Genomic DNA, 13,381 nt, shown 5'->3' with positions numbered 1-13,381 from the left:
TTTATTGCAGCTCAAGTAGCAGGTTGATTCCGCCATCGCCGCATTTGACGTAGTCGCGGACCAGTCCGCGGTAGCTACGCCCCTCCCAGGCGAAGGCGACACTGTGGGCCTTTTCCATCTTCACCGGCAAAGGCGGTTGGATATGCAGGCGCAAAGCTGGGCGACCTTGCAGATTGACGGCGGCCAGCTGAACCTGGCATTCGGCGCGCTGGGCCATCGGTCCGAACAGGGTATCGCGGACGAAGTCCAGTTCCAGCAAGGCGCAGGGGGCGCGGCAGGGCATTTTCATGGTGGCTTTCCGGCGAAAGAGGCATACCTCGAACGTTGGAAGCTTAAAAGCACAAGACGTTCAAAATATTTCAGCCTTTGCCGGACGCCAAGGAGCGGCCTTGTGCCGAAGGCGGTCCGCTATGGCGGGCCCAGAATCTCCTGCACTTTATCGCGCAGTTGATCGATGCTGAACGGCTTGCTGATCAGGTGCATGTCCTCGGGCACGGTGACACTCTCTGCATAGCCGCTGGCGAATAGCACCGGAAGCCCTGGCCGGGCCTTGCGGGCTTCGGCGGCCAGTTCCTCGCCGCGCAGGTCGGGCAGGCCGACGTCGGTCATCAACAGGTCCAGGGCCTGGTCGGGATCCTCGATGATCTTCAGGGCCGCGCCGGCGCTGTCGGCCTCGATAGTGGTGTAGCCCAGTTCGTCGAGCACTTCGACTATCAGCATACGTACGATGTCGTCGTCTTCGACTACCAGAAGGTGCATGGGGCGGATCCTGTTTCGATGGATTGTCTCTACTCTGTGCGCAAGGCGATGGCAGAAGTTCCCAAGCTTAACGGCATGGGCAAATAGATGGAACGATTGCAGCAGACAGGCTTCAAATACTGGCTAAATGCCCTGCCAGATCCACCAAAGCTGGTTAGACTCGCTGTATTCTCCGGCAGTCTGGCACAGGCAGTATTTACAAGACGTAGCCGTCGGACTGTTCAATGGATTTTTTTCACTCGGGCACTTTCAGATGATTCAAGCAGCCTCGATGGACCAACGCAGCTTTCGCAAACTGCTGAGCCGCAATGTCGGCCTGCCCCTGGGCGTGGGGCTACTCGGTGCCGTGGCGTTTGTCGCGGTGATCAACTACCTGCTCTCGGCCATGCAGTGGGTCGAGCACACCGACCGGGTGATCGGCAATGCCAACGAGGCGATAAAGCTGTCGATCGACATGGAGACCGGCATGCGCGGCTTCCTGCTGACCGGCGAGGAGCGCTTTCTGGACCCCTACGAGGTGGCCAAGCCACGTATCCTGGGTAGCCTGGACTCGTTGAAGGTGATGGTGGCGGACAACCCCCAGCAAGTCGACCGTATCGACCGCATCGCGGCCTTGCAGCGCGAGTGGAACACCTTCGGCAACGAAATGATCAGTCAGCGTCGCAACCAGGGCGACGTAACGTCGTCGATCGGTCGTGGGCGGGGCAAGCGCCTGACCGACGAGATCCGCAGTGAATTCGACGCCTTTATCAACTCCGAGCAGCAATTGCGCACGACGCGCAACGAGACGGTGAGCACGGTTACGGTCACGGCGATCTCGGCCTTCATATTGTTCATCGTCACGCTCAGCGCCTTGCTCGCCTACCTGGGGCGGCGCGACCTGCTGGCATTGTCGTCCAGCTACGTGGCGAACCTGGAGGCCCAGCAACGCGCCGCCGAGCGCCTGGAACACCAGGCCTGGCTGCGCGCCGGACAGACCCAGCTGGCCGAGCAGGTGCTGGGGCAACTGACGTTGCCCATGCTCGGCGACAATATCCTGCGCTTCTTCGCCGGCTATCTGGGCAGCGTGGTCGGCGCGCTGTACGTACGCGACGAACATGGCCAGTTGGTGCGCGTCGCCACCTACGGCCTGGACGCCGAACAGCAGGGCAGCGAGCCGCGCCTGGGCGATCATGCCGGCTTGTTGGGCGAGGCGGTGGTTCAAGGGCGCCTGATGCGCCTGGACGCGTTGCCCGAGGACTACTACCGCTTGAGCTCGGGCCTGGGCCAGGGCCTGCCACGCAGCGGCGTGCTGGTGCCGTCCCACGACGACGGGCGGGTCAATGGTGTATTGGAACTGGGCTTCCTGCGCGCGCTGCAGGACCGAGACGTGGAGCTGCTGGAGCGGATCACCGAGAACCTGGGTATCTCCATCGAGAGCGCGCGCTACCGCCAGCGCCTGCAGGAGGTGCTGGCCGAGACCCAGCAGCTCAACGAGGAACTGCAGGTGCAGCAGGAGGAGCTCAAGACCGCCAACGAAGAGCTCGAGGAGCAGTCGCGGGTGCTCAAGGAGTCCCAGGCCCACCTGGAGACCCAGCAGGCGGAACTGGAGCAGACCAACGAGCAATTGGCCGACCGCACCGAGGCCCTGGACCGCAAGAACAGCGAGCTGAACCAGGCCCAGGTCGAACTGCAGGCCCGTGCCGACGACCTGCAGCGTTCGAGCAAGTACAAGTCCGAGTTCCTCGCCAACATGTCCCATGAGCTGCGCACGCCGCTCAACAGCTCGCTGATCCTGGCCAAGCTGCTGGCCGAGAACGCCGAGGGCAATCTCAGCGGGGAGCAGGTCAAGTTTGCCGAGTCGATCTATTCGGCCGGCAACGACCTGCTGAACCTGATCAACGATATCCTCGACATCGCCAAGGTCGAGGCCGGCAAGATGGAGGTGCGCGCAGAGAGCACCCCGCTGGAGCGCCTGGTCGATGGCCTGCGGGGCATGTTCCAGCCGTTGGCCCAGGACAAGGGCCTGGGCTTCGAGGTGAAGCTCGAGCAACCATTGCCGGCGACCCTGTTCACCGATCGCCAGCGCCTGGAGCAGATCCTCAAGAACCTGCTGTCCAACGCCATCAAGTTCACCGAGCGCGGCCAGGTCAGCCTGGGCATCAGCCACCAGGCCGGCCTGGGCATCGTCTTCGCGGTGCGCGATACCGGTATCGGCATCGCCGCCGACCAGCAGAAGGCGATCTTCGGCGCCTTCCACCAGGTCGACGGCACCAGCAACCGTCGTTACGGCGGCACCGGGCTGGGCCTGTCGATCTCCCGTGACCTGGCGCACCTTTTGGGCGGGCAGATCAACGTCGACAGCAGCCCGGGGCAGGGCAGCGTGTTCAGTCTGATCCTGCCCGAGCACTTCGAACCGTTGACGCAGCAAGTCGAGGTGCACAGCCTGCGTCCGGCGGTCGATGAACTGCCGCCGGCACCGGCGGTAGCGGCGCCGGTGCGCACCGAGCGTCCGGCCCCGACCTTCGCCGACGACCGCGCCCAGGCGCCGTTCGACAACCGCTGCATCCTGGTGATCGAGGACGAGCCGAACTTTGCCCGCATCCTCTTCGACCTGGCCCACGAACTGGGCTACAGCTGCCTGGTCGCCCATGCCGCCGACGAAGGCTTCGAGCTGGCCGCGCAGTACCTGCCCGACGCCATCCTGCTGGACATGCGCCTGCCCGACCATTCCGGGCTCACCGTGTTGCAGCGCCTGAAAGAGCAGGCCGGCACCCGACATATCCCGGTGCATATCATCTCGGTCGAGGACCGCGTCGAGGCGGCCATGCACATGGGCGCGGTGGGCTACGCGGTCAAGCCCACCAGCCGCGAGGAGCTCAAGGCGGTGTTCGGCCGCCTGGAGGCCAAGCTCACGCAGAAGCTCAAGCACATCCTGCTGGTGGAGGACGATGACCTGCAGCGCGAGAGCATTGCCCGCCTGATCGGCGACGACGATATCCAGATCACCGCGGTGGCCATGGCCCAGGACGCCCTTGCATTGCTGCGCGAGAACATCTACGACTGCATGATCATCGACCTCAAGCTGCCTGACATGCTCGGCAACGAGCTGCTCAAGCGCATGACCGCCGAGGATATTCGCAGCTTCCCGCCAGTGATCGTCTATACCGGGCGCAACCTCACCCGCGAGGAGGAGGCCGACCTGCTCAAGTATTCGCGCTCGATCATCATCAAGGGCGCGCGTTCGCCCGAGCGCCTGCTCGACGAGGTGACGCTGTTCCTGCACAAGGTCGAGTCGCAGCTGTCCAACGAACGCCAGCGCATGCTCAAGACCGCGCGCAGTCGCGACAAGGTGTTCGAGGGGCGCAAGATCCTGCTGGTGGACGACGACGTGCGCAACATCTTTGCCCTGACCAGCGCCCTGGAGCACAAGGGCGCCATCGTCGAGATCGGCCGCAATGGGCGCGAGGCCATCGAGTGCCTGGAGGCCAACGACGACATCGACCTGGTGCTGATGGACGTGATGATGCCGGAGATGGACGGTTACGAGGCCACCCGCCTGATCCGCCAACAGCCACGCTGGCGCAAGCTGCCGATCATCGCCGTGACCGCCAAGGCGATGAAGGACGACCAGCAGCGCTGCCTGCAGGCCGGGGCCAACGACTACCTGGCCAAACCGATCGACCTGGACCGCCTGTTCTCGCTGATCCGGGTCTGGCTGCCGCAATTGGAGCGAATCTGAAATCTTGACCAGTGAACGCAACACCGATATCGAGATCCGGCTGCTGATCGAGGCGATCTACCTCAAGTACAGCTACGATTTCCGCGATTATTCCGGCGCTTCGATCAAGCGCCGGATCCTCCACGCCGTGCGCCAGTTCGACTGCCGCACGGTGTCGGCGCTGCAGGAGCGGGTGCTGCACGATCCGGGCATGTTCCTCGAGCTTTTGCAGTACCTGACGATCCCTGTCAGCGAGATGTTCCGCGACCCCGGGCATTTCCTCGCCCTGCGCAACGAAGTGGTGCCATTGCTGCGCACCTGGCCGTCGCTGAAGATCTGGATCGCCGGCTGCAGTACCGGCGAGGAAGTGTACTCAATGGCTATCCTGCTGCGTGAGGAGGGCCTGCTGGAACGCACCATCCTCTACGCCACCGACATCAATCCGCACTCGCTGGAGCGTGCCAAGCAGGGCATCTACTCGATGCAGGTCATGAACGAGTACGAGGATAACTACCGCAAGGCCGGTGGCCGACGGGATTTCTCCGAGTACTACACCGCCGCCTACGGCAACGCCATCATGGACTCCAGCCTGCGTGACAATGTGACCTTCGCCGATCACAGCCTGGCCACCGACAGCGTGTTCTCCGAAACCCAGCTGGTGTCGTGCCGCAACGTGCTGATCTACTTCAACAAGGGCCTGCAGGACCGTGCCCTGGGCCTGTTCCACGAGTCGCTGTGCCACCGCGGCTTCCTGGTGCTGGGGAGCAAGGAGTCGGTGGACTTCTCGGCCTACAGTGATGGCTTCGAGCCGCTGGTGCGGCCCGAACGGATCTACCGCAAGACATGAACGGCGTGCGCGCAATCGTCATCGGCGCCTCGGCGGGCGGCGTCACGGCGCTGTTCAGCGTGCTCGGCGCGTTGCCGGCGGATTTCGCCATTCCGGTGCTGTGCGTGTTGCACCTGCCGGACGACCGCCACAGCCAGCTCGCCGAGGTGCTGCAGCGGCGTCTGCAGCGGCCGGTGCACGAAGCCCTCGACAAGGCGCGGATTGAACCGGGCCAGATCTACGTGGCGGGACCGGGTTATCACTTGTCGGTCGAGCGCGACTTCAGTTTCTCGCTCAGCCAGGAAGCGCCAGTGCATTTTTCGCGTCCGGCGATCGATTTTCTTTTCGAGTCGGCCGCCGATGCCTATGGCACGGGCCTGCTTGGCGTGCTGTTGACCGGGGCCAACGAAGACGGCGCCCGCGGACTGTTGCACATCAGACAAAGCGGAGGCCGGACGGTTGTCCAGGACCCCCGCGACGCACAGGTCGCGTTGATGCCGGAGGCCGCACTGGCCCTGCACGACCCCGACCATATTCTTTCCCTTGGCGGTATCGGGCAGCTGCTCGCTACCCTGGAATCCAGCGCATGCTAAGCCACATTACCGCGAAACTGCTGATCGTCGACGACCTGCCGGAGAACCTGCTGGCCCTCGACGCCCTGATCCAGGGCGAGGACCGCGAGGTGCACCAGGCGCAGTCCGCCGAGCAGGCCTTGTCGCTGCTGCTCGAACACGAATTCGCCCTGGCCATTCTCGATGTGCAGATGCCGGGCATGAATGGCTTCGAGCTGGCCGAACTGATGCGCGGCACGGAAAAGACCCGCAATATCCCCATCGTCTTCGTCAGCGCTGCCGGGCGCGAGATGAACTATGCCTTCAAGGGTTACGAGAGCGGCGCCGTGGACTTCCTGCACAAACCGCTGGAACCCCTGGCGGTGAAGAGCAAGGTATCGGTGTTCGTCGACCTGTTCCGCCAGCGCAAGGCCCTGGATCGCCAGTTGCAGGCCCTGGAGCAGAGCCGCCAGGAGCAGGAGCTGCTGCTGGCCCAGCTGCAGTTGGCGCGTGGCGAGCTTGAGCGCGCGGTGCGCATGCGTGATGACTTCATGTCGATCGTCTCCCACGAGGTGCGCACGCCGCTCAACGGCTTGATCCTGGAAACCCAGCTGCGCCGCCTGCACTTGTCCCGTGGCAACCTGGCGGCGTTCAGTGAGGACAAGCTCAAGGCCATGGTCGAGCGCGACGAGCGCCAGATCAACAGCCTGATCCGCCTGGTCGAGGACATGCTCGATGTCTCGCGGATCCGTACCGGCAAGCTGTCGATCCGCCCCCGGACCTTCGACCTCGGTCAGCTTGTACGGGGGCTGGTGGAGAACTTCGCCGCCCAGGCTGGTGCGGTGGACACCCCCCTCGAACTGCAGCGCTGTGACGCCCTGCGGGGCGAGTGGGACGAGTTTCGGATTGAACAAGTGGTGGCCAACCTGTTGTCCAATGCCTTGCGCTATGGTGATCGCAAACCGGTACAGGTGCGGGTGTTCGAAGAAGCCGACATGGCCTGTGTGCAGGTGCAGGACCATGGCATCGGCATCGATGCCCAGCACCTGCAGCGGATCTTCCAGCAGTTCGAGCGCGTCGCCGCGCAGCAGGCCACGGGCGGTCTGGGCCTGGGCCTGTACATCTCCGAGCAGATCGTCCTGGCCCATGGCGGGCGGATCCAGGTCGACAGTCAGGCCGGTGTCGGCTCGACCTTCACCGTGCATCTGCCGCTGTCGGCACAGTCGCAACATTGTGACCCCGCCCGCGCAACCTCTGCGTAGCGCTGGGGTCTGATGGCCAACCTGTTGAATTTGAAGGCGTTGTCATGAGTGAAGATGCACAAGATGTGGTACTGGTGGTCGAGGATGAGCCGGCGATCCGCATGATCCTGCGCGATTACCTGGCCGGCGAGGGCTACCACGTGCTGGTGGCCGAGGACGGTGAGGAAGCGTTCGCGATCCTGGCGAGCAAGCCGCACCTGGACCTGATGGTTACCGACTTCCGCTTGCCAGGCGGGATTTCCGGGGTCGAGATCGCCGAGCCTGCGGTGAAGCTGCGCCCGGACCTGAAGGTGATCTTCATCAGTGGCTACCCGGCGGAGATCGCCGAGTCGGGCAGCCCGATCGCGCGCCAGGCACCGATCCTGGCCAAACCGTTCGACCTTGATACCTTGCACGAGCAGATTCAGGCGTTGTTGCGCTAGGCCAGGCACTTGGCATCGGCGTTGCCGGCGAAAGGGCCGCAGAGCGGCCCGATTACGACGAGTGGTGTCTCAACCAACCTGCGTGCGCAACAGCGCCATGGCCCGGTCGACCTGCTGCTCGTCATTGAGCAGGCTCGGCGCAAAGCGGATTACCGGTCCGACATCGCGGTCCACGGCATCGACCATGACCTTGTTGGCGTTGAGATAAGCCGCCACCGCGTCGGGGTCGCGGTCCTTGATACGGAAGAAGGTGAACCCGGCGGAGAACTCGCGGCTGGCCGGGGTCACCAGCTCGATGGCGCGGTGCTCGGCCAGGCGTGTCTTGAGGTAGTCGTTGAGCTGGTGGATGCGCGCCTGGACATCGGCCTTGCCAAGTGCCAGGTGCAGCTTGAAGGCCTCGCCCAGCGCCCAGCGGTGCTCGAAGGCGTGATAGCCGCCCGGCGTCATGATGGTGCCGAAGTCTTCGTTGCGCGAGAAGGTGGCGAAGGTCGGCGTCAGGTGCTGCATCTGCTCCGAGGCTGCACAGATGATCCCCGTGCCCCGCGGGCCGAACATCCACTTGTGGGTGCCGGCGATGAACCAGTCGCAGTTGAAGTCGGCAAAGCACACGTTCTCCACGCCGAAACCATGTACACCATCGACCACGTAGAGGATGCGCTCGGCCTCGTCGCGGTTGCGGTTGTGCTGGCGTACCAGCTCGCCGATGGCGCCCACCGGCAGCTTGACGCCGCTGCCCGAATGTACCCAGGTCATGCCCAGCACCCGAGTCTCGGGGCGGATGCTGCGGTCGATCAGGCTCAGTACGCGGTCGGTGGAAACTTCGCCGGGCTTGTCGAACAGGCGCAGCTTGCGCACCTGGGTGCCGTGCTGGCGCTGGCGAAACGCCAGGCAGTTGTGGGTCGAGTAGTGCTCGTGCTCGGTGGTGAGGATCTCCTGGTGCGGCGCCACGTGCAGGCCGCCGTAGATCATGCCGAGGCCCTCGGTGGTGCTGCCGGTCAGGGCGATCTGGCGCGGGCGCACCTCCAGGTAGCGGCCTGCCCATTCACGGACCTCATCCTCGCGTTTCCATTCGTACTGGCTTTCCCAGTCCATGCACAGGGCCGGGTTGCGGTCCAGGGCGGCGCGGTGGCGGTCGATCGCCTCCTGCACCGGATGCGGGTGGGCGGTGATCAGGAAGTTGGCGAAGTGCGCGACATCGGGCGCCAGGGGGAACAGTTGGCGCAGTTGGCGCCATTTGTCCGGGCCTTGCAGTGTCGGTGACGTCGGATTGGCGGCCAGGGCGCTGGGCAGCAAGGGCAGGCTGGCCGCCAGGGCGGCGGCCTGCTTGAGGAAGGCGCGCCGGTCAGTCATGGCGGGCTTCCCGGTTGTTGTCAAGCAGGGCCACCGGGTTGGCGGCTTTTTGCACCTGCCCCCACACACGCAGGAAGTTGCCCGCCCAGAGCTTGGCGATATCGGTTTCGGAGTAGCCGCGGGTCAGCAGCTCGGCGGTCACGTTGCGGATCTCGCCGACATTCATGAAGCCTGTGACGCCGCCGCCATCGTTGAAGTCGGAGCTGATGCCGACATGGTCGATGCCCATCTTCTTCACGGCGTAGTCGATGGCGTCGACGTATTCCTTGAGGCCGGCGCGGGGCTCCTCGTCGACGATGGCGTAGAGGCTGCTGGCATATTCGCCGAAGCGCGCCTCGGGCCAGATGGCAATGATCGGGTCGCCTGGCATCAGTGCGTTGGTCAGGCCTTGCAGCGGTTGCAGGTCGAAGCGTGCGCGCAGGGCCTCGAGTTTTTCCAAGGTCGGCTTGCTCAGCGGCTTGAGGTAGGTGGTGAAGGCCACGACTTGCAGCACGCCGCCGCTGTCCTTGATCAGCTGCATCTCCTTGTCGGAGAGGTTGCGCGGGATGTCCACCAGCGCCCGCGGTGCCGAGTGCGAGGCGACGAACGGCGCGCGGCTCAGGCGGGCCACATCTTCCAGGGCCAGGGTGGACATCTGCGAGACGTCGATGATCACGCCCAGGTCGTTGAGCCGCTTGACCGCCTGTTCGCCCAGGGGTGACAAGCCGCCGAGGGCGTCGGGGGTGTCGTTGAAGAACGGTAGCGGGCGCGATGAGTCGGCCCAGGCGTTGTTGCCGGTGTAGCTGAAGCCGAACATGCGCATGCCGCGCTTGCTCCACAGGTCGAGCTGAGACAGGTCGCTGCCTAGCGGGTAGGCGTTGAGCATGCTGATGAAGATGGCGAACTTGCCTTCGCCGTTCAGGCGGCGGAAGTCGTCGGGGGTGTAGGCGATGCCGACCTGATTGGGGAAGTCGCGCACGATTCCGCTGATGATCTTGTAGCGCACTTCCTGCTGGTTGCGGGCCTCGTCGACGAAGCCCGGGGTCGGGCGGTGCGGCGCGTTCGGGCCGTTCCACAGCTCGGGCCAGCCGAAGATGGTCAGCGCCGCGCCCGACAGCCGACCCTTGGCCGCTTTGGCCAGGTCGAACTGGCCACGACCGTCCTTGTCGGCCTCGTAGCCGTCGCTGCCGTAGCCCAGCGGCACGGTGACATGGCTGTCGAAGGAAAGCATATGTTCGTGCAGGGCGTTGGCTTGCTGCACGATCGCACGGGGATAGCCGCTGTCCTGCTTCCAGAAGTAGTAGCCGGCGGCTGCGCCCAGGGCGGCCACCAGGGCCAGGGGCAGGCCGATGTACAGGGCTTTGCGGGAACGGGTCTTGGTCATTGCCATCTCGTTGCGGGGCTGATCGGGTCGGTCTGCCGGCGGGGCAGGGCCTGGGTATCAGGTGGACGAACGAGTGGTGGGCAAATTTACTTCGAGAAGGGAGCACCGCAGGACAGGCCTGCTTTCACTGATTGATGATTCAAGAACGAGGAGGCCTGGCCGATAACTGCCATGTAAGAATCCACCTCAAGGAAGGTAAGAAATGGTTGGAATAACCGCGGCCAATCTCAACATCCCGAGCGTTGCTGGCGCCACATCTGCGGGCGCATCGGCCAACTCGAGCGCCTCGCCCGGCACACCCTCGATCGACGAGCGGGGCGGCCTGGTGTTCAAGGGCGACACATTCAAGCACGAGACCAAGGCCGCAGAGATCGAAAGCAGCCTGGAAAGTAATGAAGATCCGGCCATCAAGGAGCAGCGCGAACAGATCAAGCGCCTGCAGAAGCAGCTGGCCGAAGAGCAGAAACAACTGGCCCAGTTGATGGAACAAGCCAGGCGTGACCCGTCCAAGATGGCGGCGGTCACGGCCAAGCAGGCCAGTATCGCCACCCTCACCGGACTGATCATGGCGGCTACCGCTCAATTGCTCGAAGCGCTGCGCCAGGCCGGGGGCACCAGCGCCGGCGGCTCGGTCGACACCCGCGCCTGAGGCGTAGGGTCAATGCTACAGGGGGGCTGCCTCGCAGCCCCTTGGTCAGGTCTTCAGTCCACCGCCACGCGGGCGCGGTTCTGCCGCTCGCTCTTGTACTGCATGGCCACTGCCGGCGCCGGCTTGGCCGCGCCAGTCTCCAGCCACTGGCGCATGCGGCTGGCGTCGGCGAAGTGGGTGTACTTGCCGTAGGCGTCGAGAATCACCATGGCCACCGGGCGGTTGTCCATCTTCGTCAGCAGCACCAGGCAATGCCCTGCCTCGTTGGTGAACCCGGTCTTGGTCAGGGCGATGTCCCAGTTGCTCTTGTTCACCAGGTGGTCGGTGTTACGGAAACCCAGGGTGTAGTTAGGCTTGCGGAACGCCACGGTCTTCTCGCGGGTGGTCGACAGCTCGCTGAGCATCGGGTACTTGCGCGAGGCCATCAGCAGCTTGGCCAGGTCGTGGGCAGTGGACACGTTCAGGGTCGACAGGCCGGTCGGCTCGACGTAGCGGGTGTGGCTCATGCCCAGGCTGCGGGCCTTGGCGTTCATCGCCTTGATAAACGCGCCATAGCCGCCGGGGTAGTGGTTGGCCAGGGTATTGGCCGCACGGTTTTCCGACGACATCAAGGTGATCAGCAACGTCTCGCGACGGTTCAGCTCACTGCCAAGGCGCACCCGCGAGTACACGCCCTTCATCTCCGGGTTGTTGGCGATGGTCATGCTGAGCATTTCGTCCATGGGCAGCTTGGCGTCGAGCACGACCATCGCGGTCATCAGCTTGGTGACCGAGGCGATGGGGCGCACGCGATCGGCGTGGCTGGCGTACAGCTCCTTGTTGGTGTTGAGGTCGATCAACAGGGCGCTGCCGGAGGCCAGGTGCAGCTTGCTTGGGTCGCGCTGGACCTGGGCCGGGGGTTGTGCAGCAGCGGTCGACGGTAGGGTCGCGGTTCCTGTGAGCAACAGCAGCAGGCTGAGGATGGACAGGGAAGTTTTCACGTTGAGGCTCACTAAATGTTGGTATGTCGTTGGCTGTGCAAGGGTTTTCCCCCAAAAAACCGTTGCATTCTGGAGTATGGCTCAGCGGCTGTCGAATGCCTTATATCTAAAGGGCGCAACGTGAACGAAATTTAATCCTGTACCAATTCTGTACCAATTACCGCTGCCTCAAGCTTGGCCAGCTCGGACCAATCGTTCGCTGAATTTAGCCACTTCGCGTAGGTGGTGAGTAGGACCTGGACGGAGTGTCCAAGCTGTCCGGCGATGAAGGCCGGGTTCATTCCTGACATGAGGCACATCGTGGCATATGTGTGCCTGCAGTTGTACTGTGGCCTCGCTCGGATCGAGGTCGCTTCGATCGCTTCGTTGAAGTGCCCGCCAGGCGTGCTTGGGCCTTTCATGTGGGGCGATCTTCCAGCCGGCTGGAAGACGAATGGAGATTCAGCTGAGACCCGTCTGCCGTTGCGCTTCCTGGAGTCGGCTATGTGTTTTGCTCGCCCGAGAGCTGCCAGGGCGCGACTGTTGAGCATGATTGTTCGGGTGTACTTGGTCTTCGTCCGCTCCACGACCTGGTTCTCTACAACGATCCGGCAGACGTGGGCCGTCTTCTTCTCGAAATCGATCTCGTCCCAGCGCAGCGCCATGATCTCGCCGGTGCGCATGCCGGTATAGAAGGCGAACTCATAGAAGGCTGCGAACACCTGGTTGCAACGTGAAAAGTTCTTGTACATCCAACTGATCAGCTCCTCCGCCTCTTCAACAGTGAAAGGGTCGACCTGCTTCTTGTTCTTCTGCGGCAGTTGGATTGATGCCGCCGGGTTCCTATCCACCACCTCGTCATACACTGCTGCGCGAAACATCGCTTTAACCCGGGTGATGGCGGCGCGTTTGACTGTCGAGCTCTTCCATTCGGTCTTCGCGACCACCTCCCTCAGCACCATCGGCGTTACCGCCTTGATCGGCAGTGTCGCCAGATGGGGCATCCAGTAGTTGTTCATCAGTCCTTTGTAGTTGACTCGGGTGTCGTGCACCACCTCCAGGCTGTTCAGCCAGCTTTGCGCGTATTCGCCAAACATCAGTTCGTTGGCTGGCGCTGTGTAGCTGGAGGCCGGGAACAGTTCGGCGTACCTTTTTTCGTCTAGCACGCCGTGCTTGGCCAGGCTGACTACTTGAGTGCGTAGATCGGCTGCCGCCTTGATCCCTTTGGCGGTTTGGGGATATGCGAGCGTTTCGGATCGACGCTCACCGTTCCAAGTAAAACGGATCCGAATTGACTTGCCGATGAGCTCGACTCCAGTGGGTAGCCCCAGCTTCCTTCCAGCCACGCTTCGTATCTCCTGATGCTGTAAAAAATCCGGCCGTCGATCTTCTTCCAAACCCCCTCAGGGATCACGCCGCGGCTTCGCTTTCCTTCCAAGGCCCGCTTGGTCGTCCCGATCAGTTCGGCCATTTTTTCCTCTGGGACCTTGTCGGATACATAGGCCACCGGCTGGCGTTCTTCGTCTTGCATGTTGGTCTC

Annotated in this window: 13 protein-coding genes; 6 read left to right on the top strand and 7 right to left on the bottom strand. The window is 63.4% G+C overall.

Annotated elements, in window-relative coordinates:
* Position 1: 1 nt before the first annotated feature.
* Positions 2 to 289, bottom strand: coding sequence for a hypothetical protein (locus tag ACVWZ5_RS01135; protein ID WP_062573796.1), 288 nt, complete (start codon positions 287 to 289; stop codon positions 2 to 4).
* A 119-nt stretch (positions 290 to 408) separates the two neighbouring features.
* The gene (locus ACVWZ5_RS01130; RefSeq protein WP_062573797.1) at positions 409 to 759 is read right to left on the bottom strand and encodes a response regulator; all 351 of its coding nucleotides are present in this window, start codon (positions 757 to 759) and stop codon (positions 409 to 411) included.
* Positions 760 to 1,012: 253 nt separating this feature from the next.
* Between ACVWZ5_RS01130 and ACVWZ5_RS01125 the strand changes: the two genes are divergently transcribed.
* Genes ACVWZ5_RS01125 through ACVWZ5_RS01105 form a run of 5 tightly spaced genes read left to right on the top strand, consistent with a single transcriptional unit; the run spans position 1,013 to position 7,520 of the window.
* Positions 1,013 to 4,480 (top strand): response regulator, encoded by a 3,468-nt coding sequence (locus ACVWZ5_RS01125; RefSeq protein WP_280070871.1) that lies wholly within the window; start codon positions 1,013 to 1,015, stop codon positions 4,478 to 4,480.
* A gap of 4 nt (positions 4,481 to 4,484) precedes the next feature.
* Positions 4,485 to 5,306, top strand: a complete 822-nt coding sequence (locus tag ACVWZ5_RS01120) for a CheR family methyltransferase (RefSeq protein ID WP_062573799.1) — start codon at positions 4,485 to 4,487, stop codon at positions 5,304 to 5,306.
* The gene (locus ACVWZ5_RS01115; protein WP_028689404.1) at positions 5,303 to 5,878 is read left to right on the top strand and encodes a chemotaxis protein CheB; all 576 of its coding nucleotides are present in this window, start codon (positions 5,303 to 5,305) and stop codon (positions 5,876 to 5,878) included. The genes ACVWZ5_RS01120 and ACVWZ5_RS01115 overlap by 4 nt, the downstream gene beginning before the upstream one ends.
* On the top strand, positions 5,872 to 7,098 hold the full coding sequence (locus tag ACVWZ5_RS01110; protein ID WP_062573800.1) for a hybrid sensor histidine kinase/response regulator: 1,227 nt from the start codon (positions 5,872 to 5,874) through the stop codon (positions 7,096 to 7,098). The genes ACVWZ5_RS01115 and ACVWZ5_RS01110 overlap by 7 nt, the downstream gene beginning before the upstream one ends.
* Before the next feature lie 44 nt (positions 7,099 to 7,142).
* Complete coding sequence (locus tag ACVWZ5_RS01105; protein WP_028689406.1) at positions 7,143 to 7,520, top strand: response regulator; 378 nt, start codon at positions 7,143 to 7,145, stop codon at positions 7,518 to 7,520.
* Positions 7,521 to 7,589: 69 nt separating this feature from the next.
* Here the strand turns inward: ACVWZ5_RS01105 and pvdN are convergent, their stop codons facing one another.
* On the bottom strand, positions 7,590 to 8,870 hold the full coding sequence (gene pvdN / locus ACVWZ5_RS01100) for a pyoverdine-tailoring periplasmic protein PvdN (RefSeq protein ID WP_084942363.1): 1,281 nt from the start codon (positions 8,868 to 8,870) through the stop codon (positions 7,590 to 7,592).
* A complete protein-coding gene (gene pvdM / locus ACVWZ5_RS01095) occupies positions 8,863 to 10,233 on the bottom strand; it encodes a pyoverdine-tailoring dipeptidase-like protein PvdM (protein ID WP_186599868.1) in 1,371 nt (456 codons plus the stop codon). Before pvdM ends, pvdN begins: the two co-directional genes overlap by 8 nt.
* Before the next feature lie 202 nt (positions 10,234 to 10,435).
* Between pvdM and ACVWZ5_RS01090 the strand changes: the two genes are divergently transcribed.
* Positions 10,436 to 10,882 carry a hypothetical protein gene (locus ACVWZ5_RS01090; protein WP_081100272.1) on the top strand — a complete coding sequence of 149 codons (447 nt, stop codon included), beginning with the start codon at positions 10,436 to 10,438 and terminating at the stop codon, positions 10,880 to 10,882.
* 53 nt (positions 10,883 to 10,935) lie between these two features.
* On the opposite strand, the gene pbpG is transcribed toward ACVWZ5_RS01090, so the two are convergent.
* The 3 genes from pbpG to ACVWZ5_RS01075 all read right to left on the bottom strand — a co-directional run bounded on the left by pbpG (position 10,936) and on the right by ACVWZ5_RS01075 (position 13,372).
* Complete coding sequence (gene pbpG / locus ACVWZ5_RS01085) at positions 10,936 to 11,862, bottom strand: D-alanyl-D-alanine endopeptidase (protein WP_062575714.1); 927 nt, start codon at positions 11,860 to 11,862, stop codon at positions 10,936 to 10,938.
* Between the two features lie 131 nt (positions 11,863 to 11,993).
* Entirely contained in the window at positions 11,994 to 13,127 is a 1,134-nt protein-coding gene (locus ACVWZ5_RS01080; protein ID WP_457340414.1) for a tyrosine-type recombinase/integrase, read from the bottom strand.
* Entirely contained in the window at positions 13,028 to 13,372 is a 345-nt protein-coding gene (locus ACVWZ5_RS01075) for a hypothetical protein (RefSeq protein WP_232532244.1), read from the bottom strand. Before ACVWZ5_RS01075 ends, ACVWZ5_RS01080 begins: the two co-directional genes overlap by 100 nt.
* Positions 13,373 to 13,381 lie beyond the last annotated feature (9 nt).

Source organism: Pseudomonas sp. TE6283 (assembly GCF_054060555.1).
This window is presented reverse-complemented; position numbering and strand designations above follow the sequence as displayed.